The following is a 22,792-nucleotide window of genomic DNA, read 5'->3' as shown; positions in this document are numbered from 1 at the left end:
TGCGGGGGTGGAACCACCGATCCCTGAAGGGGATCAGAAGTCCATGTCACCGCCCGGCATGCCACCCGGGGCGGCCGCGCCGGCCTTCTCGGGCTTGTCGGCGATGACGGCCTCGGTGGTGAGGAACAGCGCGGCGATGGACGCGGCGTTCTGCAGAGCGGAGCGCGTGACCTTCGCCGGGTCGATGATGCCCTCGGCGATCATGTCCACGTACTCGCCGGTCGCGGCGTTGAGGCCGTGACCGATCGGCAGGTTGCGGACCTTCTCCACGACGACGCCACCCTCAAGACCACCGTTGACGGCGATCTGCTTGAGCGGGGCCTCCAGCGCGAGCTTGACGGCGTTGGCACCGGTGGCCTCGTCGCCCGTCAGGTCGAGCTTCTCGAAGACGGCGGACGCCTGGAGCAGAGCCACGCCACCACCGGCGACGATGCCCTCCTCGACGGCGGCCTTGGCGTTGCGCACCGCGTCCTCGATGCGGTGCTTGCGCTCCTTGAGCTCGACCTCGGTGGCGGCACCGGCCTTGATGACGGCCACGCCGCCGGCCAGCTTCGCCAGACGCTCCTGGAGCTTCTCGCGGTCGTAGTCCGAGTCGGAGTTCTCGATCTCGGCACGGATCTGCTTGACGCGACCCTGAACCTGCTCGCTCTCGCCGGCACCGTCGACGATCGTGGTCTCGTCCTTGGTGATGACGACCTTGCGCGCCGAGCCCAGCAGGTCGAGACCCGCGTTCTCCAGCTTGAGGCCGACCTCCTCGGAGATGACCGTGCCGCCGGTGAGGATGGCGATGTCACCGAGCATGGCCTTGCGGCGGTCGCCGAAGCCCGGAGCCTTGACGGCGACGGACTTGAAGGTGCCGCGGATCTTGTTGACGACCAGGGTCGACAGGGCCTCGCCCTCGACGTCCTCGGCGATGATCAGCAGGGGCTTGCCCGACTGCATGACCTTCTCCAGCAGCGGAAGGAGGTCCTTCACGTTGGAGATCTTCGAGTTGACGATGAGGATGTACGGGTCGTCGAAGGACGTCTCCATACGCTCCATGTCGGTCGCGAAGTACGCCGAGATGTAGCCCTTGTCGAAGCGCATACCCTCGGTGAGTTCCAGCTCCAGACCGAAGGTCTGGGACTCCTCGACGGTGATGACGCCTTCCTTGCCGACCTTGTCCATCGCCTCGGCGATCTTGGCGCCGATCTCGGTGTCGGCGGCGGAGATGGAGGCGGTCGAAGCGATCTGCTCCTTGGTCTCCACGTCCTTGGCCTGCTCCAGCAGAGCGGCGGAGACGGCCTCGACGGCCTTCTCGATGCCCCGCTTGAGGGCCATCGGGTTGGCACCGGCGGCGACGTTGCGCAGGCCCTCGCGGACGAGCGCCTGGGCGAGAACGGTGGCGGTGGTCGTACCGTCGCCGGCGACGTCGTCCGTCTTCTTGGCGACCTCCTTGACCAGCTCCGCACCGATCTTCTCGTACGGGTCCTCGAGCTCGATCTCCTTGGCGATGGAAACACCATCGTTGGTGATCGTGGGCGCGCCCCACTTCTTCTCGAGGACGACGTTACGGCCCTTGGGGCCGAGGGTGACCTTGACGGCGTCGGCGAGCTGGTTCATCCCGCGCTCGAGACCGCGCCGTGCCTCCTCGTCGAACGCGATGATCTTGGCCATGTGAAGTGGTCCTCCCGGACGGGGTGGATTGCTCCGGACCGAGTGGCGCCCGCGACGGACGGCCTGCGTGCCCGGCGGTTCCTTGCCCCGCCGCGCCTGCGGGCCTCACCGGCCCGGTCCAAGTTTCTGTCACTCTCACCTGGAGAGTGCTAACGCCAATGATTAGCACTCGACCCCTGCGAGTGCAAGCGTCCTCCTCGTCCTGGGGACAAGCTCCGAACAGCCCCCGGGCAGCCTCCGGACCCACAGAAGGCCTTCCTGGCACGGGAAACGCGAAACCACGCAGGGCCCGCCCCCTGGGGGAACGGGCCCTGCGTGGTGAAGAAAATGTCGTTGCCGACCGCGTCCAACTCAGCCCACGGCGAGCTTGACCATGTCCGCCTGCGGCCCCTTCTGGCCCTGCGAGATCTCGAATTCAACTCGCTGACCCTCTTCGAGGGTGCGGTATCCGTCCATCTGGATCGCGCTGTAGTGGACGAAAACATCCGCACCACCGTCGACCGCGATGAAGCCGTACCCCTTCTCCGCGTTGAACCACTTGACGGTGCCCTGAGCCATGCCTAACTCCCCTATTTCTGGCCCCTGCACAGGACCGCACTTCGCGGACCCGGGTCAGAACTCACCCTCCGACAGGAGAGGGTGCGTGCGCCGGAACGCCTCGACCGCGGCCGAATGTATCTGCCCAACTGCCCTCTGCAACAGGTCAATCGGACGAGAATTCTGAGCGCGCCGGAACGCCCGAACATGAAGATTTGCTGAGAATCCCGGGCAAGTCGGGCCAGACAAAGGCCACTTAAGGCACAGAGGGCGTCCGGACTTTGGCTGCTTCTTGTCGCGCCGCGGCGCGATCTCGCACATGCTCGACACGAGCGGCGGAGGGGGCTTCCCCAACTGTACCGCGCTCAACCCTACGGAATCGCCCCCTCCGCGTCGTACGCGAAGGGGGCGATTTCCTTGAAGTGGCGCGCCGTGGAACGCCTGTACGGTCAGCAGCCGCCGGCGACGGCGGGGATGATCGAGACGCCGGCGCCGTCCGGCGTGGCCGCCTGGAGGCCGCCCTCGAAGCGGACGTCGTCGTCGTTGACGTACACGTTGACGAAGCGGCGCAGCTTGCCCTGGTCGTCCAGGACGCGCGCGGCGATGCCCGGGTGGTCCTTCTCCAGGGACTCGATGACCTCGGAGAGGACGGTGCCCTCGGCCGAGACCTCGGCCTGGCCGCCGGTGTACGTGCGCAGGATGGTGGGGATGCGGACCTTGACGCTCATGGGGATTGCCTTCCTCGGTTCTGGGGTGGTCAGTGCGCCGCGAGGCCCGCGTCGCGGAACGCGTCCAGGCTCGGGCGGATGGTCGCCGTCAGACCGGTGGTCGGGGAGACCGCGTCCAGGGTCTTCAGGCCGTCGCCGGTGTTCAGGACGACGGTGGTCAGCGTCGGGTCGAGCAGACCGGCCTCGATCAGCTTCCGCGTCACGCCGACGGTCACGCCGCCCGCGGTCTCCGCGAAGATGCCCTCGGTGCGGGCGAGGAGCTTGATGGCGTCCACGACCTGCTCGTCGTCGACGTCCTCCACCGCGCCGCCGGTGCGGCGGGCGATGTCCAGGACGTACGGGCCGTCGGCCGGGTTGCCGATCGCGAGCGACTTGGCGATCGTGTTCGGCTTCTGCGGGCGGACCACGTCGTGACCGGCCTTGAAGGCGGTGGAGACCGGGGAACAGCCCTCGGCCTGGGCGCCGAAGATCTTGTACGGCTTGTCCTCGACGAGACCGAGCTTGATCAGCTCCTGGAGGCCCTTGTCGATCTTGGTGAGCTGGGAGCCGGACGCGATCGGGATGACCAGCTGGTCGGGCAGCTGCCAGCCGAGCTGCTCGCAGATCTCGTACGCGAGCGTCTTCGAGCCCTCGCCGTAGTACGGGCGGAGGTTGACGTTGACGAAGCCCCAGCCCTCACCCAGCGGGTCGCCGATCAGCTCGGAGCAGAAGCGGTTGACGTCGTCGTAGTTGCCGTCGATGCCGATCAGCTCGCCGCCGTACACGGCGGCCATGACGACCTTGCCCTCTTCCAGGTCGTGCGGGATGAACACGCAGGAGCGGAAGCCGGCCCGCGCGGCGGCGGCACCGACCGCGCCGGCGAGGTTGCCGGTGGAGGAGCAGGAGAGGGTGGTGAAGCCGAAGGCGCGGGCGGCCTCGACGGCGATGGCGACGACGCGGTCCTTGAAGGAGTGCGTCGGGTTGCCCGAGTCGTCCTTGACGTACAGGGCACCGGTGACACCCAGTTCGCGGGCGAGGTTGTCGGCCTTGACCAGCTTGGTGAAGCCGGGGTTGATGTTGGGCTTGTCGGCGACATCGGCGGGGACCGGCAGCAGCGGCGCGTAGCGCCAGATGTTGTTCGGACCGGCTTCGATGCGCTTCTTCAGCTCTTCCGGGGAGCCGCTCGGCAGGTCGTACGCCACTTCGAGCGGCCCGAAACAGGACGCGCAGGCGAAAATGGGGCCGAGGGGGAAGCGTTCGCCGCACTCGCGGCAGGAAAGCGCGGTGGCGGGACCGAGATCCACGGTTCCGGACGTCGCTTCGGCGATCTGAACAGCCATGATGGCGGAGGCCCTTTCTCCTCATCTTCCTTGCGACGCATTTCGCCGCAAGACGGAATTGGCACCTTCCCCACCGTGGCCTCGCGGCCGGCGGGAGGGTTGCCGGGACTTCAACGGGCCGTTCCCTCAGTCCCTCTGGATGAGCGCTATGGCACTGGACCGTTCGATCCAGGCGTTTGTCCGCCCTCCGACCCCGACATGCGAAGGCAGTGAGCGTTGTTCAAGACTGTAACCGAAGCACCCGAAGGTTGAGGTAGTCGTCCGAACCGCGAGATGGATCACAAACAGGGAGTAGCGCCCGTGCTGGAAGAGGTCGACAGCTGGCTGACCCACCGTTCCTGGTCAGCCTCCGACCGCCCGCTGGACCGTCTCCTGGCCGCCCGGGACCGGGACCCGCGGGGCTCCTCGGTGAGCGTCGTACTGCCCGCGCTGAACGAGGAGGCGACGGTCGGCGAGATCGTGCGCGTCATCCGCCGCGAGCTGATGGAGAAGGTCCCGCTGGTCGACGAGCTCGTGGTGATCGACTCCGGCTCCACCGACGCCACCTCCGCCGTCGCCCGCGCGGCCGGAGCCCGGGTGGTGCACCGCGACGAGATCCTCCCCCGGATACCCGCCGTGCCCGGCAAGGGCGAGGTCCTCTGGCGGTCGCTCTTCGTGACCACCGGCGAGATCGTCTGTTTCGTGGACGCCGACCTCAAGGACTTCTCCGCCGACTTCGTCTCCGGCACCATCGGCCCACTGCTCACCGACCCGGGCATCCAGTTCGTCAAGGCGATGTACGACCGGCCGCTGGAGGACGGGCACGCCCCCGCCGGCACTCCCGCACAGGGCGGCCGTGTCACTGAGCTGGTCGCACGCCCGCTGCTCAATCTGCACTGGCCGAAACTCGCGGGCTTCGTCCAGCCGCTGGGCGGCGAGTACGCGGTCCGGCGCCGGCTCCTGGAACAGCTGGCGTTCCCGGTCGGATACGGCGTGGAACTGGGACTCCTGGTGGACGCGCTGCACACGGTGGGTCTCGACGCACTGGCCCAGGTGGACGTCGGCGTCCGCCGCCACCGCCACCAGGACGGGCAGGCGCTGGGACGGATGGCCGCCGCGATCTACCGGACCGCGCAGCTCCGGCTCGCCCGGGGACATCTGGTGCGCCCGATGCTGACCCAGTTCGAACGGGACGAGGACGGGTTCCGGCCACGGACCTACGCGGTGGACACCGAGGAACGGCCGCCGGTCCGGGAGATCGCCGAGTACACGTCCCGCCGCGCCGCTTGAGAGCCCGAACACGTTTGGGGGGTTACGTATCGGGCTAGGTTCCGCTACATGGTCTCCGAGCACGCAGCCCAAGTCCTCGTCGCGTCCAACCGCGGCCCCGTGTCGTACACGCTGAACGAGGACGGTTCCCTCGACGCGCGCCGGGGCGGGGGCGGGCTCGTCTCCGGGCTGAGCGCCGTCGACGACAAGATGTGGGTCTGCGCCGCGCTCGGCGACGGCGACCGCGAGGCGGTCCGGCGCGGGGTCGGCGAAGAGGGCGTCCGGATGCTCGACATCGACGCCGGCGTGCACACCGACGCGTACAACGGCATCGCCAACTCCGTGCTCTGGTTCGTCCACCACCTGCTCTACCAGACGCCGGTGGAGCCCGTCTTCGACGACGAGTTCCGGCGCCAGTGGGCCGCGTACGAGACGTACAACCGGGCCTTCGCCGAGGCGCTGGCCGAGGAAGCGGGCGAGGGCGCCGCCGTGCTGGTGCAGGACTACCACCTCGCGCTGGTCCCCGGGATGCTCCGCGAACTCCGCGCCGACCTGCGCATCGGCCACTTCTCGCACACCCCGTGGGCGCCGGTGGACTACTTCCGGCTGCTCCCCGACGACATCGGCGAACAGCTGCTGCGCGGCATCCTCGGCGCCGACCGGGCCGCGTTCCTCACCCGCCGCTGGGCCGACGCGTTCATCGGCTGCTGCACCGAGATCCTCGGCGGCACCAGCGGGACCCGCATCGGCGTGCACGGGCTCGGCGCCGACGGCGACTTCCTGCTCGCCCGCTCGCACGAGCCGGACGTGGACGAGCGGATGGCCGCGCTGCGCGAGCAGATCGGCGGCGACGGCGACCGGAAGACGATCGTCCGGGTCGACCGGACCGAGCTGTCCAAGAACATCGTGCGCGGGCTGCACGCCTACCGCACCCTCCTCGACAACCACCCCGAGTGGCGCGAACGCGTCGTGCACGTCGCCTTCGCCTACCCCTCCCGCCAGGACCTGGCCGTCTACCGCGAGTACACGGCGTCGGTGCGCGAGCTGGCCGACGAGATCAACAAGGCGTACGGCTCCGACACCTGGACCCCGGTCGTCCTGCACGTGAAGGACGACTTCGCCCGCTCCCTCGCCGCCTACCGGCTGGCCGACGTGGCACTCGTCAACCCCATCCGGGACGGCATGAACCTGGTCGCCAAGGAGGTCCCGGTCGTCTCCGACCACGGGGTCGCCCTGGTGCTGTCCCGGGAGGCCGGCGCGTACGAGGAGCTGGGCGCCGACGCGCTGGTGGTCAACCCCTACGACGTCAGCGCGACGGCCGAGGCCCTGCACGAGGCGCTGTCCATGGACGAGCGGGAGCGCTCCGAGCGCTCGGCCCGGCTCGCGGAGGCCTCGACCGCGCTGCCCCCGCAGGAGTGGTTCCTCCAGCAGCTGGAGGCGTTGCGGGAGGGGTGAGGCCCACCGCGCGCTCTCAGATGTTTTCGGCCACGGCCGCCAGCAGCGCCGCGACGTCCGCCGGGCCCGGCACGATCAGGTCGGCCCGGTCGGCCAGCTCGGGCACCTCGGTGCCGCCGCTGCACACCAGCAGCCCCGGCACCGGGTCCGGACCGCCGGAGCGCAGCTTCTCCACCGCCGCGAAGGCCGCGACGTCACCGAGGTCGTCGCCCGCGTAGAGCACAGCCCCCGCCCCCACCTCGGCCGCGTACCCGGTGAGCGCGACGCCCTTGTCGACCCCGGGCGGGCGCAGCTCCAGGACCTGGCGGCCCGGTTCGACGATCAGCCCATGGCGCGCCGCGAGCCCGCCCAGCGGCTCCCGCAGCAGCTCGAACGCCGCCTGCGGATCGGCGGCACGGCGGGTGTGGACGGCGACGGCCTGCCCCTTCTCCTCCACCCAGGTGCCGCTCAGCACCTCGGGTCCGTCGAGCAGCGCGGGCAGCTCCGCACGGACGGCGGCGAGGCCGGGATGCGGCTGCGGCGCGGCCACCTCGCCGGAGGCGGCGTCCCAGCGCTCGGCGCCGTAATGGCCGAGAACCACCAGGTGTTCCAGGCCGGGGACCCCCGCGAACCCGCCGTGCGCGACCGCGACGGCGGCCGGGCGGCCGGTGATCACGACGACGGACGCGACCTTCGGCGCGAGCGCGGCGAGCGCGGGCAGCACGTCGGCATGGGCCCGCGCCTGCTCGGGGTCGGACACGATCTCGGCGAGGGTGCCGTCGAAGTCGAGCGCCACCACCGCCCGGTCCGGCCGGGCCAGGAGCGCGGCGAGCCCTTCGCGGCCCGCTTCGGTGGACGGAGTCGGCAGATGGTCCAGGTGGATGCCCATGCTCCGACATTAGCGAGGCAGGGGCGGCCCTGCCGAGACCGCACCCCGTGCGCCGGGGCGGTGCCCCGCGCACGCCCCGTAACCTCGGGAGGGCGGGAGCGAGCGCGGGACAGCAGCAAGGAGTAGGACGCATGGACGACCCCATCCAGCAGGTCGAGTACGAACAGATGCTGCTCAGCCGCCACATCTTCCTGCGCACCGCCAACGGGCGGCGCAAGGACGACGTGCTGGAGCGGAGCGCGTACGTCCTGCTCAGTCGCATCCGCGTGCAGGGGCCCATGTCCATCAAGGAGCTGAGCGACGCCTTCGGGCTCGACTCGTCCACCCTCAACCGGCAGACCGCCGCCGCGATGCAGGCCGGGCTGGTGGAGCGCATCCCCGACCCGTCGGGGGGCATGGCCCGCAAGTTCCGGATCACGGAAGAGGGCGCGCAGCGGCTCGACGTGGAGCGCGAGAAGAACGCGAGCGGGCTCGGGCTGGTGCTGGAGAAGTGGTCCTCGGAGGACGTGGAGACCTTCGCCGGCTACCTGAAGCGGTTCAACACCGACATCGAGCGGCTGTCGGGACGGCCTTGGCCCCGGCCGTAGCGCGCGGCCGGGGAACGCGGGCGCGGCGGTGCCGGACGCTCGCGGCGTCGGGGCCGCTCGTCCTGACGGGGTCCCTGCTCAGCGACGGCTCCGCTTGGCGTCCCGTACGCGGCGCAGGCGGTTGACCGTCACGGGGTCGGCCTCCAGGGCGCGACGGTCCTCTATCAGGGCGTTCACCAGCTGGTAGTACCGGACCGGGGAGAGGCCCAGCTCCTCGCGGATGGCGCGTTCCTTCGCGCCGGGGCTCGCCCAGGACCGCCGTTCCAGAGCGAGCAGCGCGCGGTCCCGGGTGGAGAGGCCCTCCGTGCCCGCGCTCGCGTCGGTGCCCCCGGCCGCGTCGACGGTCCCGTCGGTGCTCGGGGCCGCGTCGGCGGTCTCCTCCGTGCCTTCGGTTCCGTTTCCGTTCTCGGGGGCGGTCATGCCGACCAACGTAACGCGCCCCCCGGACAGTGCCACCCGGGCGCCCCACCGGCTGCCGATTTTTGTATGCGCACGATACAAAGCGGAATAGTGGACTAGACCTTTTGAGATCGGCGGGCGAAACTGTCCCCCGTGAGACATGTCATCGCCCTCGATGTGGGCGGCACGGGAATGAAGGCCGCGCTGGTCGGAGCCGACGGCACCCTCCTGCACGAAGAGCGACGGGCCACCGGACGGGAGCGCGGCCCCGACGCGGTGGTCGAGACCATCCTCGGGTTCGCCGCCGATCTGCGCGCGTACGGCGAGAAGCACTTCGGTGAACCCGCCGTCGCCGCCGGCGTGGCCGTACCGGGCATCATCGACGCCGAGCGGGGCATCGCGGTCTACGCCGCCAACCTCGGCTGGCGCGACCTGCCACTGCGCGACCTGCTCGCCGAGCGGCTCGGCTCCATCCCCGTCGCGCTCGGCCACGACGTCCGCACCGGAGGACTGGCCGAGGGCCGCAACGGGGCCGGACGCGGCACCGACCGCTTCCTCTTCGTCGCCCTCGGCACCGGCATCGCCGGCGCGATCGGCATCGACGGGGTCGTCGAGGCCGGGGCGCACGGCAGCGCCGGAGAGATAGGGCACGTCGTGGTCCGGCCGGACGGTCCGGACTGCGGCTGCGGACAGCGCGGCTGTCTGGAGACGCTGGCCTCCGCCGCCGCCGTCACCCGCGCCTGGGCCGACGCCTGCGGCGACCCCTCCCAGGACGCGGCGGACTGCGCGCGGGCCGTCGATGCCGGCGATCCGGCCGCCCTGCGCGTCTGGGCCGACGCCGTCGACGCGCTGGCCGCAGGTCTGGTCACCGCGATCACCCTGCTGGACCCGCGCACGCTCATCATCGGTGGCGGGCTCGCCGAGGCGGGGGAAACCTTGTTCACACCACTGCGTGCGGCCGTCGAGGAACGCATCACGTTCCAGACACTGCCCCACATCGTCCCGGCGACCCTCGGGGACACCGCCGGATGCCTGGGCGCGGGGCTGCTCGCCTGGGATCTACTCGCCACGGAGGTATCCGTCTGATGGCCGGACGCGCAGACAGCACGGTTCTCACCGGAGCCCGGGTCGTACGGCCCGGGGGAACCGAGGAGAACGGCCGGTTGGCCGTCGAGGGCACCCGGATCGCCGACGGGGCCCGCGAGGACGCCCGGACCATCGACCTGACCGGCCACTGGGTCGTCCCCGGGTTCGTGGACATGCACAACCACGGCGGCGGGGGCGCGTCCTTCACCGCGGGTTCGGTGGACCAGGTGCTGACGGGCGTACGGACGCACCGCGAGCACGGCACCACCACCGTCGTCGCCTCCACCGTCACCGACGGCCTGGACTTCCTCGGCCAGTGGGCCGGGGTCCTCTCCGAGCTGGCCGAACAGGGCGACATCGCGGGCATCCACTTCGAGGGTCCCTTCATCTCCCCCTGCCGCAAGGGCGCACACAGCGAGGCGCTGCTGCGCGACCCCGACCCGGCCACCGTCCAGGCCCTGCTGAAGGCCGCACGCGGCACCGCGAAGATGGTGACGCTCGCCACCGAACTCCCCGGCGGGCTCGACTCGGTGCGGCTCCTCGCCGAGCAGGGCGTCATCGCGGCGATCGGCCACACGGACGCCACCTACGAGCAGACCGTCGAGGCGATCGACGCGGGCGCCACCGTCGCGACCCACCTCTACAACGCGATGCCCGCCCTCGGCCACCGCACCCCCGGCCCGATCGCGGCACTGCTGGAGGACGAGCGGATCACCGTCGAGCTGATCAACGACGGTACGCATCTGCACCCGGCGGCCCTGGAGATGGCCTACCACCACGCGGGCGCCGCCCGGGTCGCGCTGATCACCGACGCCATGGACGCGGCGGGCTTCGGCGACGGCGCGTACCAGCTCGGCCCGCTCGCCGTCGAGGTCAAGGACGGGGTCGCCCGGCTGGTGGAGGGCGGCTCGATCGCCGGGTCCACCCTCACTCTGGACACCGCGTTCCGGCGGGCCGTGACGATCGACCGCATCCCGGTCGAGGACGTCGTCCGGTCCATCTCCGTCAACCCCGCCCGGCTGCTCGGCCTCTACGACCGGATCGGCTCGCTGGAGACCGGCAAGGACGCCGACCTGGTGGTACTGGACGAGGCGTTCGCCCTCAAGGGCGTCATGCGCAAGGGCGAGTGGATCGTCGAACCCAAGGGCGCCTGAGGCCCCTGGTCGACCTTGGCCGAAACCTCCGGTCGTCCTGAATCACCCTGACGGGGACGGTAAATCGCCGCCCGCGAAACGGCGTTGTCACGGCCGTCCCCGCAGGACACGCTGTTCCCATGCTGATCAGGAAAGCCACCGCGGAAGACTGGCCGGCCATCTGGCCCTTCTTCCACACGATCGTCGCCGCCGGCGAGACCTTCACCTACCCCACCGACCTCGAAGAAGAACAGGGCAGCGGCTGGTGGCTGCTGCCGCACCCGAACCGCACGGTCGTCGCCGTGGACGATGCGGGGACCGTCCTCGGCACCGCCAAGATGAACCGCAACCACCAGGGCAACGGCTCGCACGTCGCGAGCGCCAGCTACATGGTCGACCCGGCCCACTCCGGGCAGGGCGTGGGCCGGGCACTGTGCGCGTACACCGTGGACTGGGCACGCGAACAGGGTTACCGCGCCATGCAGTTCAACGCGGTGGTGGAGACGAACGTCCACGCCGTGAAGCTCTACGAATCACTCGGATTCGAGGTCATAGGCACCCTGCCCGAGGGCTTCCTGCACCCGGACCACGGGTACGTCGGGCTGCACATCATGCACCTGCGGCTGTGACCGTCTCCCGGCCGGCCGCACCGGAGAAGCGGCCAGAGCCGGGAGTGGGGAGTGGAGTTCGGCCACCCGGAACGCCCGCGGACGCCTGATGCTCGCCCTCCGGACACCCTCTGGGCCCATGGACGTCTCTTTGGCATGATCACGGGAACGGCGCTTCCCCGGCACGGCACGCCCCGCCGCCGGAACGCCGCATTCCACCGAGCGGGCCCGGCCAGGTCGTGTTCTGAAAGCAGCGTCGTCCGCCCGGAGGGCCGGACAGGCGAGACTTCCGAACCACGGCCCGGCGGCCCGGCGAACGAGCGAGAAGGAGCGGAGGGCGAGTCCAGGTGATCCTGACCGTCACGCTGAACACCGCACTCGACGTGACCTACACCGTCGCGCACCTCGCCCCGCACGGCCACCACCGGGTGAGCGAGGTCGCGGAGCGGCCCGGCGGCAAGGGCGTCAACGTCGCCCGGGTGCTCGCCGCACTCGGACACCCCACGGTCGTCACGGGGTTCGCCGGAGGCCGTACCGGCACACTGGTGCGCGAACTGCTCGCCCCGCTGGGCCCGCGCGACGCACTCATACCCGTCGCGGGCAACACCCGCCGCACCGTGACCGTCGTCGAACGCTCCACCGGCCGCATCACCCGGCTCGACGAACCCGGTCCCGAGGTCGGCCCCGACGAGTGGGCCGCCCTGCTGCACACGTACGACGAGCTCCTCGGCGAGGCGACGGCCGTGGCCCTCTGCGGCAGCCTGCCGCCGGGCATCCACGTCGGCGCCTACGCCGAACTCGTCCGCCGCGCCCGCGCCGCCGGGACACCCGTACTCCTGGACACCGGAGGGGAGCCACTGCGCCGAGGGATGGCCGCCCGCCCCGACCTCGCCAAGCCGAACGCCGACGAACTCGCCCGCCTCACCGGCTCCCGGGAGCCCCTGCGCGCCGCCCGCGACGCCCGCCGCCGCGGTGCCCGCTCGGTGGTCGCCTCGCTCGGCGCGGAGGGCCTGGTCGCCGCCACCGAGGCCGGGAACTGGCGTGCCGCACCACCGTCCGTCGTACGCGGAAACGCGACGGGCGCGGGTGACTCGGCGGTGGCCGGACTGCTGTCCGGGCTCGCGGAGGGGCTGGCCTGGCCGGACCTGCTGGCCCGCGCGGTGGCCCTGTCCGCCGCGACCGTACTGACCCCGGTGGCCGGGGAGTTCGACGCGGACGCCTACGCGGAACTGCTGCCCCGCGTCACCGTGGAACCTCTCGTGCCGGTGCTCTGAACCGTCCGGACCGGTGTGCCCCGGGAGACTCCCCCACGGCCCGGCGCTACTGCTGCTGCCCGGCCTTCAGCGAGAGCTGGTCGAGGTTGGCGTCGCACAGGTCGCCGACCTCGCAGGAGAGCTTCAGGGTGTTGGAGCCCTTGGTGAGGTTCACGAAGGCGTAGGTGTTCGTCCAGCCCTTCGCCGCGTCGCCCTCGGCCGCCTGCGCGTAGTTCTTCATGTTGATGGAGCGGGGAGCCTCGGCGTTGACCGTCAGCGTCGTCTTGGCGTCCTTGCCGGGCACGCCGTAGGTCACGTACAGGGTGTACGCCCCGGCCTCCGGCACGTTGACCGTCCAGGTGGCCGAGCGGCCGACCTCGTTGAGGCTGATGTAGCGCCCGCTGGCGCTCTTGGCACCCGGAATCGTGTTCTCCAGGGAGGCCGTACCACCGAGGCTGAGCGCCGCCGCGTCCTGCTTCGGCAGTTCGACCGGCTCCTCCGAGGCGGTCGGCTCGGGCGACTCGGACTTCTGGGTGTCGCCGCTGGGGGCCGCCGAGGCCGAGGCGTCGTTCTTCTTGTCGTTCTTGTCGCCGTCGCCCGTGGTCAGGGCTGCGGCGATGCCGATCAGCACCACCGCGACGACCGCGATGGCACCACCCAGGATGGCCTTGGTGTTGGGGCCGCCACGGCCACCGTTCCCGCCCCGCCCGGCGCCGCCGCCACCGTGCCCGACCGAACCGGACGCCGTCACGGCACCGCCGGGGTACGTCTCCGGGGCCGCGTACTGGGCAGTGGGCTGACCGTAGGGCTGCTGGCCGTACTGCTGCTGCGGCTGACCGTAGGGCTGCTGGGGCTGGCCGTACTGCTGCTGGGGCTGACCGTAGGGCTGCTGCTGCGGGACCTGCCCGTACTGACGCTCTCCGACGGCCCGCACCTGGTTGTAGGAGGTCCGGGGGACACCCGGCTGAGCGGCGGCCGGTCCGGGGTAGCCGTAGCCGCCACCGCCGGGCGGCTGGGCGCCCGCCGCCTGCCCGTCCTCGTACAGGTAGCCGAACGGGTCGTCGTCCTCGGGCTTGCTCTCGCCGTTGTTTCCGGCCGTCATCCCTGGGTCACTCCTCCACATGTCGTCAGCCGTCGCCGACCGGGCGAGCCTACCTCGTACGGAGCATCCGCCGAATGTGTCCCGGACCTGGCTTCACGCCCCGCCCCGGTGCGGGACGTGGCATCGAACCATCCAGTAAACGTCATCCGGCTCTGCGGTGAACCTTCGCCCGCGACCGCTTCTCCACGTACATCCGCTGGTCCGCCGAGGCCAGGACCTCTTCCACGCTCATCCCGCACTCGGCCCAGCCGATGCCGAAGCTCGCTCCGACCCGGACCGCCCTGCCGTCCACCCTGATGGGCGGGATGATCGCGTTCCGCAGGCGTACCGCGAGGTCGGCGGCGTCCGCCGCACCGAGCCCGTCCGCGAGCACGACGAATTCGTCACCCCCGAGCCGGGCGACGGTGTCCCCGTCCCGCACACATGTGCTGAGGCGGCGTGCCACCTCGATCAGTACCGCGTCACCCGTCGTGTGTCCGAACCGGTCGTTGATGGACTTGAAGCCGTCGAGATCGCAGAAGAGGACAGCGAGCCCCTTCGCCCCGTCGTCGCGCGCCGGGTCCGGCGCCACCGTGTGGACGTGGTGGTCGTAGGGGATGCCGCCGGGGCCCGGCTCGACGTCGTACCCGTGGCCCCGGGCCTCCACGTCCCCGTACGCCGCGTCCAGCGCCTCGATCGCGGTGGCCGCGGTCGCGTGCGGGCGCTCGCAGAGCCGTTCGCTGAGCCGGGAACGCAGCTCCGCGCTGTTGGGCAGTCCGGTGAGGGCGTCGTGCGAGGCGCGGTGCGCGAGGTTCAGCTCGTGCCGCTTCCGCTCCTCTATGTCCTCCACGTGCGTGAGGAGGAAGCGCGGCCCGTCCGTGGTGTCCGCGACCACCGAGTTGCGGAGCGAGACCCAGAGGTACGTACTGTCGCGCCGGCCGAGCCGCAGCTCGGCCCGGCCGCCCTCGGCGGACGTACGGAGCAGGGTGCCGAGGTCCTCGGGGTGGACCAGATCGGCGAAGGAGTGGCGGCGCAGCACCGAGGCCGGGCGGCCCAGCAGCCTGCAGAGGGCGTCGTTGGTACGGAGCAGCCGCCCGTGCTGTTCGCCGCCCACCTCCGCGATGGCCATGCCGCTGGGGGCGTACTCGAAGGCCTGGCGGAAGGATTCCTCGCTGGCCCGCAGCGCCTGCTGCTCGCGTTCGAGACGGACCAGCGCGCGCTGCATGTTGGCGCGGAGCCGGGCGTTGCCTATCGCTATCGCGGCCTGCGAGGCGTACATCTGGAGCGCTTCGCGGCCCCAGGCGCCGGGCCGGCGGCCGTTGCGCGGGCGGTCCACGGAGAGCACGCCGAGCAGGTCCCGGAGGTCACCGCGGTCCCTGCCGCCGGTGCTCGTGTACATCGGGGCGTAGAGGCGGTCCAGCGGGTGCCACTCGTCCTCGAAGCGGGGCTCGGGGCCCTCGGTGTGCCACTGCGGCACGTCGTCGTCGAGGAGGACCCAGCCCTCGGTGTGCGGTATGAACCGCAGGTCCTCCCACGCCTCCCCCATGTTCAGCCGGCGTTCCCAGGCGGTGCGGGAACCGGTGCGGCCGGTGATCAGCGCCTCGGCCGCGTTGTTGCCCGCGAACGCGGCCACGACGAGTTCACCGTCCGGCTGGACGAGATTGACGCAGCCCAGCTCGTAGCCGAGACCGGTGACGATTCCGTCCGCCACGGTCTGCAGCGTGTCGGCAAGGCTGCGTGCCGAATTGAGATCAGCGACGGCCTGGTGCAGCTGCCGCATGGTCGCAAGACGGACGTAGGGCTCCGACTCGGCCTCCATTGCTCGCTCTCCCCGAGACCTCGACAGCAACTCCAGATGTCATATCGACGTACTTATCGCAGTGTCCTCGCCACTGAATCACAGCGAGCTGTGCAGCCGGTACACAGGGTCAACCAAATATCGCTCTCTGTGAGCCATGTCACAACAGAACGTAAAGGCGCGTCAGCTTGTTCCCGCTGGAGCCATCCACTCCGGCGCACGCCCCGCGCATTCATACACGTCACCGGTGCGCGAGGGCTTTCCACGCTACCGGCGTGCGCCGTCCACGAGTTCATCGCCGTCCACGAGTTCACCGCCGTCCACGAGTTCACGGCCTTCCGTCGCCCTCGGGCGCCTGCCTGGTCCGGAGACCTAGGTCCTGACTGGTCCCCTGGCCCGATGCGGGCCCGTATCGGCTCCGACTAGCGTGCGAGTGTGCCGCAGACGAAGACCCTTCCCCTCCCCCCGCGCCCCGATGCCGTCCCCCATGCTGAGGGGGTGAGCAACGACGAGTTCCGGGCCGCTCTCGCGCGGCTGGCCGCAGGGGTGGTGCTGGTCACCGCCGAGGAGCCGGCCGCCGACGAGGGCGAGCGCGGCGAAGAGGCCGGGATGACCGCGACGGCGTTCCTGTCGGTCTCGCTGGACCCGCCGCTGGTCCTGGTCAGCCTGCGCAACGACTCCCGCATGGACGACCTGCTGGCCGAACAGCCGCTCTGGGCGGTATCCGTCCTGGCCGCCGGGCAGCGGCAGATCGCGTCCCGGTTCTCCATGAAGGGCCGGATCAGCGACCGGCTGCTCTTCGCGGACGTCCCGCACGTGCGCGGCGAGGTCTCCGGGGCACCGCTGGTGAGCGGGGCGCTGGCGACCCTGGAATGCCGGACCGAGGAGCGCGTCCTGGCGGGCGACCACACCCTCGTGATCGGACGGGTGCTCACGGCGACCGTGCCGGCTCCGGCGGACGGCGAACCGCTGCTGTACTTCAAGGGGAACTACCGGACGCTGGGCTGATCCCCCGGGACACCCGGGACACCCGGGACCCGGAGCCCTGTGCCCAGAGCCCTACGCCCGGAGCCCGGAGCCCGGAGCCACCGGGCCACGTCACCAGTCGCGGCCGGAGCGGCCCCGCTTGGTGTCTCCGCGCTGCTTCTTCTCCCGCAGCCGGCGCTCGTTGATCCCGCGCGGGATCTTGCGCTTCCGCCGGGGCGCCGGCGGCGGCGCCGTGGCCTCCGCCAGCAGCGCGGCGAGCCGCACGGCGGCCGTCTCGCGGTTCCGCCACTGGGAGCGGTGCTCGGAGGCGCGTACAGACACGACCCCGTCGACCAGCCGGCCGGCCAGCCGCTCCAGCGCGCGTTCCTTCCAGACCTCGGGCAGCGTCTCGGTGGCGGCCAGGTCGAAGCGCAGCTCCACCTGGGTGTCGCTGGTATTGACGTGCTGTCCCCCGGGCCCGGAGGACCGCGAGAAACGCCACATGAGCTCGGCCTCCGGCAGGGAGACCGCACCGCGGATGACATAGGGCCCGGACATGACACCCAGTGTCCCCGGCGTCCGGCCGGTCCGTCACCTTCTTTTGACGGCGTCACGGTTCTGAGGGGGCGCCACGCCCCCTCAGAACCCCCGCACGGAGCGGCGGGGACGTACCGGGACGAAAGTTCGGCAAAGAAAGTAAAGGGACCTGGAACCTCGTGGCCTCCCCTCCGCGTTATGACGGGTGACGGTAGCTTTCGTGATGGCACGAAGCCCGCACATGACGAGGAAAGGGACTTCCCATGGCAGTAAGCCTGTCCAAGGGCGGCAACGTCTCGCTCACCAAGGAGGCACCGGGCCTGACCGCCGTCACGGTCGGCCTCGGCTGGGACGTCCGCACCACCACCGGTACCGACTTCGACCTCGACGCCTCGGCGATCGCGGTGAACCCGACGGGGAAGGTCGTCTCCGACGGCCACTTCGTCTTCTTCAACAACAAGTCGACGCCGGACCAGACCATCGTCCACACCGGCGACAACGTCACGGGCCAGGGCGAGGGCGACGACGAGCAGATCAACGTCAACCTGGCGGGCCTGCCGGCCGACGTGGACAAGATCGTTTTCCCGGTCTCCATCTACGACGCCGAGAACCGCAGCCAGAACTTCGGCCAGGTGCGGAACGCCTTCATCCGCATCATCAACCAGGCCGGTGGCACCGAGATCGCCCGCTACGACCTCAGCGAGGACGCCGCCACCGAGACCGCCATGGTCTTCGGCGAGCTCTACCGCAACGGCGCCGAGTGGAAGTTCCGCGCGGTCGGCCAGGGTTACGCCTCGGGTCTGCGCGGCATCGCGCAGGACTTCGGCGTCAACCTCTGACGCGACCCGCGTCCAGGTGCGCGGCAGGCCGTGCCAAACACGGCCCGGGCGCGCCACTCTCAGGGCCTCCCCCGCGCACGCGGCGGAGGCCCTGAGCGGTTCGGTCAGCGCGCGGGCAGATCCGCGTCGGCCGGGCGCTCGTCGCCGTACAGCCAGACCGACCAGAGCCGGGACAGGTCCAGCCCCGTCGCCTTCTCCGCGTACGCCGTGAAGTCGGCCGTCGAGGCGTTGCCGTGCCGGTGGGCCCCGGTCCAGCCCTTGAGGAGCGCGAAGAACTTCTCGTCGTCGTCCACCGCGAGGCGCAGCCGGTGCACGACCATGGCGCCGCGCCCGTACACCGGTGGCTGCGAGACGTCGGCGGCGGTCGGTGGCTCGGCGGGCGGGAAGGCCCAGTTCGCGTCGTCGGCGAACGCTCCCTCGAAGCTCTCCCGTACGGGGGTGTCCTCGTGGTCCTCGCTCCAGAGCCACTCCGCGTACGTCGCGAACCCCTCGTTGAGCCACATGTCCCGCCAGGTGGCCGGGGTGACCGAGTCGCCGAACCACTGGTGCGCCAGCTCGTGGACGAGCAGGCCGGTGGTCGGCGGGCCCGGGTAGTAGGGACGGTTCTGCGTCTCCAGCGCGTACTCGGAGTCCTCGGCCCGGTCCACGATCGCCCCCGCCGAACGGAACGGGTACGGCCCGAATCTCTCGGCCTCCCACGCCAGGATCCGCGGAATCCGGGTGAGTTCCGGCTCCGCCTCCGCCGCCACTTCGGGGTCCACGGCGGTGAACACCGTGAGGCCGTCGTCGGTGCGGGTCTCCTCCGTGCGGAAACGACCGATCGCGACCGTCGCCAGGTAGCTCGCCATGGGTTCGCCGGTGCGCCAGGTGTACGTGGTCGTCCCGGCGCCACCGCTCGTACGGCGGGAGACGAGTTCGCCGTTGGAGACGACGTTGAGTCCCTCGGGGACGGTGACCGCGACGGTGTAGGTGGCCTTGTCGCTCGGGTGGTGGTTGCCGGGGAACCAGGTCGGCCCGCCCGCTGGTTCGCCGAGGGCGACGGCCCCGTCCGCCGTCCGCAGCCACCCCTCGTGGGTCCCGTCCGCGTCCGTCAGGGTGCGGGGCGTGCCGGAGTACCGCACGACCGTCTCGAAGGTGCGGCCTTTCCGCAGGCGGCCGGCCACCTCCGCGTCGGGGCGCAGGACCAGCTCGCCGCCCGCCCGGTTCACGGCGGCGGGCCGCCCTTCGACGGTCGCCCCCGTGACGTCGAGCCCGACCAGGTCGAGGTGGAAGGCGCTCAGGTCCTGGGTCGCGCGGGCGGTGATCGTCGCCGTGCCCGTCAGGTGCCCGGCCACACGGTCGACGGCGAGCCGGAGGTCGTAGTGGGTGACGTCGTAACCGCCGTTGCCGAGCTTCGGGAAGTACGGATCGCGCACCCCGGCCGCCCCCGGCGTCCCCGTCACCCCGGCCCCCGCGCCCGTACAGGCCGAGGCGATGCCGCCGAGGACGACGCAGGCGAGCAGCAGCGCACCGGCCCGGGCCGGGCGTCGGCGCGCGGGGGTACGGCGGGGAGCGGCAGGACCGCTCCGGCGTGCGGGGATGGACGGATTCACGGCGCGATCCTATGGACCGGACACACGGTGTGCCCGCACCCGCGCGGGGTGCGGGCACCTCGATCAACGGCCGAGGGCGGCGACTCCCGCGCGGGCGAACTTCTCGTCGAGGTCGCCGCTCGGGGCTCCCGCGACACCGACCGCCGCGACCGGGGCGCCCTTGACCTGGACCGGGGCACCGCCCGCGAGGAAGAGGGTGCCGGGAATGTCCTTCAGCGTGGGCGCCTGGTCCAGGCGCTTGACCAGCTCGGAGGTGGGGGCGTTCCAGGAGACCGCGGTGTACGCCTTCTTCTCGGCGGACTCGGGGGACTGCGGCCCGGCGCCGTCGCCGCGCAGGGTGACGATCGTGTTGCCGTCCCGGTCCACGACGGCGACCGAGACCCGCTGGTTCTCCTTCTGCGCGGCGTCGAGCACGGCCTGCGCGGCCTTCGTGGCGGCGGCGACGGTGAGGTGCGTCGTCTGCTGGAGGTTCCGGTTCGCGGTGTCGGCCGAGACCGCGGCGGAAGCGGACGAGGGAGCCGAGGCGCTGGCGGAGACCGCGCCGAACGTGCCGGCGCCCAGGGCGGCGACGGCCACCGCACCGGTCAGGACCCGGAACCGCAGCGGGAACCTACGGCCGGCGGGGGTGGGGGACGAGTGGGCGGCGGGGGACGTGACGTTCATGGCGGGTTCCTCCGGGTTCGGTGCGGCGCCCGGCCGGTCGGCGGTGGCGCTCCGGTATCGATGCTCCGGCCGGAACACGGCCCGTGCCGTCGTCGTACCGGCTCGGCCTCCGGTGCGGTCCGGCGGACTCTCCTGTCAACCGATCGGTTGATGCGGGGGTGGCCCCGCCGGGTCACCATGGAGGAGGCACGGGCGCGTCCGCCCAGCTCACGGTGGATACGGCGGAGCCCGCCGCACGGCCGGGAGCGCCGACGGGAACGAGCGTGAGGCGGGTACGAGGTGCGGCGGAGAACCGGTCCGGGGCGGGACGGCCCGGCGGACGGTGCTCCGGCAGGCGGCGCTCCGGCAGGCGACGCTCCGGCAAGTGGCGCTCCGGCAGGTAGTGCTCCGGCAGATGGTGCTCCGGCGGGCCCGGGGTCGTCCGTGGCGCGTACGCCCGATCCGGACGCCCGGTGGCTGGCGCTCCTGCTGCACGCCGCGTTCTTCCTGCTGCTGGGCGCCTCGCTCACCCGGTTCCTGATGCGTCACCCGGGCGAGGCCCGCACCCCGTGGGTGATCGGACTGTCCGTCACCCTCGCCGTCGTCTACGCCCTCGGCCCGGTGCTCGGCTCGCGGCCGACCCCCCGCCGGTTCGCCTGGCTCGCGGGACTCGTCGCCGTCTGGATGGTGCTGGTCGTCCTCGCGCCGAGCTTCGCGTGGTGCGCCGTACCGCTCTTCTCCACCGGGCTGCGGCTCCTCCCGCCCCGCGCCGCGCTCGTCCTGGTCACCCTGCTCACGGCGTTCGTGGTGGCCGCGCAACTGCGGCTCGCCACCGGCTTCGACCCGAACCTCGTGCTGGCGCCGCCCGCCGTCGCGGCCGTGGCGACCGCCGTCCTCGTCCACGTCCGCCGCCAGGCCGACCGCCAGCAGGAACTCGCCGCACGCCAGCGCGAACTCATCGACGACCTGGTCCGGACGCGGCGCGAACTGGCCGCGACGGAACGCCGCGAGGGCACCCTCGCCGAGCGCCAGCGGCTCTCCATGGAGATCCACGACACCCTCGCGCAGGGCCTCTCCAGCCAGCAGATGCTGCTCCAGGCCGCGATGCGCACCTGGGACGCCGAGCCGGCCACCGCCCGGGGCCACGTCCGTACCGCGGCGGGCATCGCCGCCCGGAACCTCGCCGAGGCCCGGCGCTTCGTCCACGACCTGGCCCCGGCCGACCTCGCGGACGGCGAGGGTCTGGAGGCGGCGCTGCGCGCGCTCGCCGCGCGGGCCACCGCGACGGGCGGGCCCGCCGTGCGCTGCCACGTGGAAGGCACCGCCCGGCACCCACTGCCGGACCGGGTGCAGTCGGCGCTGCTGCGGATCGCCCAGGGCGCGCTCGCCAACGTCGCCGAACACGCCCACGCGACCACCGCCGCGCTCACCCTGACCCACCTGGACGACCGGGTAGTCCTCGACATCGCGGACGACGGCCGCGGGTTCGCCACGGACGCGCCGGAAGGCGGCGGTGGACAGGGAGCCACTCCGGCCGGCCGCGGCCACGGACTGCCCGCGATCCGCGCCCGGGTACGTCAGCTCGGCGGACGGCTCACCGTCGAATCCGCCCCCGGCGAGGGCACCGTGCTCTCGGCGGAGATCCCGCTGCCGGACCCGGCGACCGCCTCCGCGCACCAGCCCGTCACCCCGGTCGCCACCCCGGAGGATCCCGTATGAACCGCCGTACCGTACGCGTCCTCGTCTGCGACGATCACGCCGTCGTCCGCGCCGGGCTGCTCGCCCTCCTCGGCAGCGAACCGGACCTCGACGTCGTGGCCGAGGCCGGCAGCGGCGAGGAGGCCGTGGTCCTCGCCGCCCGGCTCGCCCCGGACGTCGTCCTCATGGACCTCCAGCTCGGCCCCGGCATGGACGGCGTCGAGGCCACCCGCCGGATCACCGCCGCCGCCGGAGAGAGCGTCGGCACGGGCCCCCACGTGCTCGTCCTCACCACCTACGACACCGACGCCGACATCACCCGCGCGATCGGCGCGGGCGCCACCGGCTACCTGCTGAAGGCGGAGCGCCCCGAGGAACTGTTCGCCGCGATCCGGTCCGCCGCGCAGGGCCGCACCACGCTGTCGCCGCCCGTCGCGGACCGGGTGATGGCCCGGCTGCGCACCCCGCCGCCCGCGCTCACCGACCGCGAGCGGGACATCCTCGGGCAGCTCGCCCGGGGGCTCGGCAACCGGGACATCGCCCGCACGCTCTTCATCAGCGAGGCGACGGTCAAGACCCACCTGGGGCGCATCTACGACAAGCTGGGCGTCGAGACCCGCGCCGGAGCGGTCGCCAAAGCCAACGAGCAACGCCTGCTCCCCTGAGCCCGCCGACGTGAGCCGGCCGCCCCGAAGGGCTGTCGGCGGACCCGGGCGGCCGGTGCCGCAGGTCACTTCGGCCGGGCCCCCGGCCGTCCCGCCA

General features: G+C 71.8%; 22 protein-coding genes and 1 riboswitch. Of the genes, 11 read left to right on the top strand and 11 right to left on the bottom strand.

Features of this window, described 5'->3' with window-relative positions:
* Positions 1-33: 33 nt before the first annotated feature.
* From groL to thrC, 4 genes are all read right to left on the bottom strand, one after another.
* Positions 34-1,656: a chaperonin GroEL gene (groL, locus tag ACWD3D_RS02115; protein WP_328721018.1), complete on the bottom strand. Its 1,623-nt coding sequence runs from the start codon at positions 1,654-1,656 to the stop codon at positions 34-36.
* Positions 1,657-2,007: 351 nt separating this feature from the next.
* Positions 2,008-2,214, bottom strand: a complete 207-nt coding sequence (locus tag ACWD3D_RS02110; RefSeq protein WP_003967346.1) for a cold-shock protein — start codon at positions 2,212-2,214, stop codon at positions 2,008-2,010.
* 428 nt (positions 2,215-2,642) lie between these two features.
* Entirely contained in the window at positions 2,643-2,921 is a 279-nt protein-coding gene (locus ACWD3D_RS02105; RefSeq protein ID WP_266705881.1) for a MoaD/ThiS family protein, read from the bottom strand.
* Between the two features lie 29 nt (positions 2,922-2,950).
* On the bottom strand, positions 2,951-4,240 hold the full coding sequence (gene thrC / locus ACWD3D_RS02100; RefSeq protein ID WP_451458992.1) for a threonine synthase: 1,290 nt from the start codon (positions 4,238-4,240) through the stop codon (positions 2,951-2,953).
* Positions 4,241-4,258: 18 nt separating this feature from the next.
* Positions 4,259-4,386, bottom strand: a riboswitch (SAM riboswitch).
* A gap of 154 nt (positions 4,387-4,540) precedes the next feature.
* On the opposite strand from thrC, the gene ACWD3D_RS02095 reads away from it, so the two are divergent.
* Positions 4,541-5,509: a glucosyl-3-phosphoglycerate synthase gene (locus tag ACWD3D_RS02095; RefSeq protein WP_451458991.1), complete on the top strand. Its 969-nt coding sequence runs from the start codon at positions 4,541-4,543 to the stop codon at positions 5,507-5,509.
* A 48-nt stretch (positions 5,510-5,557) separates the two neighbouring features.
* On the top strand, positions 5,558-6,943 hold the full coding sequence (locus ACWD3D_RS02090) for an alpha,alpha-trehalose-phosphate synthase (UDP-forming) (RefSeq protein ID WP_451458990.1): 1,386 nt from the start codon (positions 5,558-5,560) through the stop codon (positions 6,941-6,943).
* A 16-nt stretch (positions 6,944-6,959) separates the two neighbouring features.
* Here ACWD3D_RS02090 and otsB read toward each other — a convergent pair whose 3' ends face one another.
* Complete coding sequence (otsB, locus tag ACWD3D_RS02085; protein ID WP_451458989.1) at positions 6,960-7,811, bottom strand: trehalose-phosphatase; 852 nt, start codon at positions 7,809-7,811, stop codon at positions 6,960-6,962.
* A 131-nt stretch (positions 7,812-7,942) separates the two neighbouring features.
* On the opposite strand from otsB, the gene ACWD3D_RS02080 reads away from it, so the two are divergent.
* Positions 7,943-8,398, top strand: a complete 456-nt coding sequence (locus ACWD3D_RS02080) for a MarR family winged helix-turn-helix transcriptional regulator (RefSeq protein ID WP_451458988.1) — start codon at positions 7,943-7,945, stop codon at positions 8,396-8,398.
* A 78-nt stretch (positions 8,399-8,476) separates the two neighbouring features.
* Here the strand turns inward: ACWD3D_RS02080 and ACWD3D_RS02075 are convergent, their stop codons facing one another.
* Entirely contained in the window at positions 8,477-8,818 is a 342-nt protein-coding gene (locus ACWD3D_RS02075) for a DUF3263 domain-containing protein (protein ID WP_451458987.1), read from the bottom strand.
* A 132-nt stretch (positions 8,819-8,950) separates the two neighbouring features.
* Between ACWD3D_RS02075 and ACWD3D_RS02070 the strand changes: the two genes are divergently transcribed.
* From ACWD3D_RS02070 to ACWD3D_RS02055, 4 genes are all read left to right on the top strand, one after another.
* Positions 8,951-9,883 carry an ROK family protein gene (locus ACWD3D_RS02070; RefSeq protein ID WP_451458986.1) on the top strand — a complete coding sequence of 311 codons (933 nt, stop codon included), beginning with the start codon at positions 8,951-8,953 and terminating at the stop codon, positions 9,881-9,883.
* Positions 9,883-11,037, top strand: coding sequence for an N-acetylglucosamine-6-phosphate deacetylase (gene nagA / locus ACWD3D_RS02065; RefSeq protein WP_451458985.1), 1,155 nt, complete (start codon positions 9,883-9,885; stop codon positions 11,035-11,037). Before ACWD3D_RS02070 ends, nagA begins: the two co-directional genes overlap by 1 nt.
* Positions 11,038-11,156: 119 nt before the next feature.
* Positions 11,157-11,645 (top strand): N-acetyltransferase family protein, encoded by a 489-nt coding sequence (locus ACWD3D_RS02060; protein WP_451458984.1) that lies wholly within the window; start codon positions 11,157-11,159, stop codon positions 11,643-11,645.
* A gap of 326 nt (positions 11,646-11,971) precedes the next feature.
* Complete coding sequence (locus ACWD3D_RS02055) at positions 11,972-12,898, top strand: 1-phosphofructokinase family hexose kinase (protein WP_451458983.1); 927 nt, start codon at positions 11,972-11,974, stop codon at positions 12,896-12,898.
* A 46-nt stretch (positions 12,899-12,944) separates the two neighbouring features.
* On the opposite strand, the gene ACWD3D_RS02050 is transcribed toward ACWD3D_RS02055, so the two are convergent.
* Positions 12,945-13,979 (bottom strand): carbohydrate-binding protein, encoded by a 1,035-nt coding sequence (locus ACWD3D_RS02050; RefSeq protein ID WP_451458982.1) that lies wholly within the window; start codon positions 13,977-13,979, stop codon positions 12,945-12,947.
* Positions 13,980-14,121: 142 nt separating this feature from the next.
* Positions 14,122-15,777 carry a diguanylate cyclase CdgB gene (cdgB, locus tag ACWD3D_RS02045; protein ID WP_451458981.1) on the bottom strand — a complete coding sequence of 552 codons (1,656 nt, stop codon included), beginning with the start codon at positions 15,775-15,777 and terminating at the stop codon, positions 14,122-14,124.
* A 477-nt stretch (positions 15,778-16,254) separates the two neighbouring features.
* Here cdgB and ACWD3D_RS02040 point away from each other — a divergent pair, with 477 nt between their 5' ends.
* The gene (locus tag ACWD3D_RS02040) at positions 16,255-16,764 is read left to right on the top strand and encodes a flavin reductase family protein (RefSeq protein ID WP_451458980.1); all 510 of its coding nucleotides are present in this window, start codon (positions 16,255-16,257) and stop codon (positions 16,762-16,764) included.
* Positions 16,765-16,854: 90 nt separating this feature from the next.
* On the opposite strand, the gene arfB is transcribed toward ACWD3D_RS02040, so the two are convergent.
* Positions 16,855-17,280: an alternative ribosome rescue aminoacyl-tRNA hydrolase ArfB gene (gene arfB, locus ACWD3D_RS02035; protein WP_451458979.1), complete on the bottom strand. Its 426-nt coding sequence runs from the start codon at positions 17,278-17,280 to the stop codon at positions 16,855-16,857.
* Positions 17,281-17,522: 242 nt separating this feature from the next.
* Between arfB and ACWD3D_RS02030 the strand changes: the two genes are divergently transcribed.
* On the top strand, positions 17,523-18,098 hold the full coding sequence (locus ACWD3D_RS02030) for a TerD family protein (protein WP_328720996.1): 576 nt from the start codon (positions 17,523-17,525) through the stop codon (positions 18,096-18,098).
* A 104-nt stretch (positions 18,099-18,202) separates the two neighbouring features.
* Here ACWD3D_RS02030 and ACWD3D_RS02025 read toward each other — a convergent pair whose 3' ends face one another.
* On the bottom strand, positions 18,203-19,603 hold the full coding sequence (locus tag ACWD3D_RS02025) for a M1 family metallopeptidase (RefSeq protein ID WP_451459005.1): 1,401 nt from the start codon (positions 19,601-19,603) through the stop codon (positions 18,203-18,205).
* 150 nt (positions 19,604-19,753) lie between these two features.
* Complete coding sequence (locus ACWD3D_RS02020) at positions 19,754-20,353, bottom strand: GlcG/HbpS family heme-binding protein (RefSeq protein ID WP_451458978.1); 600 nt, start codon at positions 20,351-20,353, stop codon at positions 19,754-19,756.
* A gap of 423 nt (positions 20,354-20,776) precedes the next feature.
* On the opposite strand from ACWD3D_RS02020, the gene ACWD3D_RS02015 reads away from it, so the two are divergent.
* Together ACWD3D_RS02015 and ACWD3D_RS02010 are read left to right on the top strand one after the other, a co-directional pair.
* Positions 20,777-22,051, top strand: a complete 1,275-nt coding sequence (locus ACWD3D_RS02015) for a sensor histidine kinase (protein ID WP_451458977.1) — start codon at positions 20,777-20,779, stop codon at positions 22,049-22,051.
* Positions 22,048-22,695: a response regulator gene (locus ACWD3D_RS02010; RefSeq protein WP_451458976.1), complete on the top strand. Its 648-nt coding sequence runs from the start codon at positions 22,048-22,050 to the stop codon at positions 22,693-22,695. Before ACWD3D_RS02015 ends, ACWD3D_RS02010 begins: the two co-directional genes overlap by 4 nt.
* Positions 22,696-22,792 lie beyond the last annotated feature (97 nt).

The organism is Streptomyces sp. NPDC002690, from assembly GCF_053592415.1.
This window is presented reverse-complemented; position numbering and strand designations above follow the sequence as displayed.

Bases quoted from the DNA above. Each gene is read 5' to 3' on its own strand.
- nagA (WP_451458985.1), top strand. From the start codon at position 9,883: ATGGCCGGACGCGCAGACAGCACGGTTCTCACCGGAGCCCGGGTCGTA.
- ACWD3D_RS02010 (WP_451458976.1), top strand. From the start codon at position 22,048: ATGAACCGCCGTACCGTACGCGTCCTCGTCTGCGACGATCACGCCGTC.
- thrC (WP_451458992.1), bottom strand. From the start codon at position 4,240: ATGGCTGTTCAGATCGCCGAAGCGACGTCCGGAACCGTGGATCTCGGT.
- ACWD3D_RS02030 (WP_328720996.1), top strand. From the start codon at position 17,523: ATGGCAGTAAGCCTGTCCAAGGGCGGCAACGTCTCGCTCACCAAGGAG.
- ACWD3D_RS02075 (WP_451458987.1), bottom strand. From the start codon at position 8,818: ATGACCGCCCCCGAGAACGGAAACGGAACCGAAGGCACGGAGGAGACC.
- ACWD3D_RS02020 (WP_451458978.1), bottom strand. From the start codon at position 20,353: ATGAACGTCACGTCCCCCGCCGCCCACTCGTCCCCCACCCCCGCCGGC.
- otsB (WP_451458989.1), bottom strand. From the start codon at position 7,811: ATGGGCATCCACCTGGACCATCTGCCGACTCCGTCCACCGAAGCGGGC.
- ACWD3D_RS02080 (WP_451458988.1), top strand. From the start codon at position 7,943: ATGGACGACCCCATCCAGCAGGTCGAGTACGAACAGATGCTGCTCAGC.
- groL (WP_328721018.1), bottom strand. From the start codon at position 1,656: ATGGCCAAGATCATCGCGTTCGACGAGGAGGCACGGCGCGGTCTCGAG.
- cdgB (WP_451458981.1), bottom strand. From the start codon at position 15,777: ATGGAGGCCGAGTCGGAGCCCTACGTCCGTCTTGCGACCATGCGGCAG.
- ACWD3D_RS02110 (WP_003967346.1), bottom strand. From the start codon at position 2,214: ATGGCTCAGGGCACCGTCAAGTGGTTCAACGCGGAGAAGGGGTACGGC.
- ACWD3D_RS02105 (WP_266705881.1), bottom strand. From the start codon at position 2,921: ATGAGCGTCAAGGTCCGCATCCCCACCATCCTGCGCACGTACACCGGC.
- ACWD3D_RS02060 (WP_451458984.1), top strand. From the start codon at position 11,157: ATGCTGATCAGGAAAGCCACCGCGGAAGACTGGCCGGCCATCTGGCCC.
- ACWD3D_RS02090 (WP_451458990.1), top strand. From the start codon at position 5,558: ATGGTCTCCGAGCACGCAGCCCAAGTCCTCGTCGCGTCCAACCGCGGC.
- arfB (WP_451458979.1), bottom strand. From the start codon at position 17,280: ATGTCCGGGCCCTATGTCATCCGCGGTGCGGTCTCCCTGCCGGAGGCC.
- ACWD3D_RS02050 (WP_451458982.1), bottom strand. From the start codon at position 13,979: ATGACGGCCGGAAACAACGGCGAGAGCAAGCCCGAGGACGACGACCCG.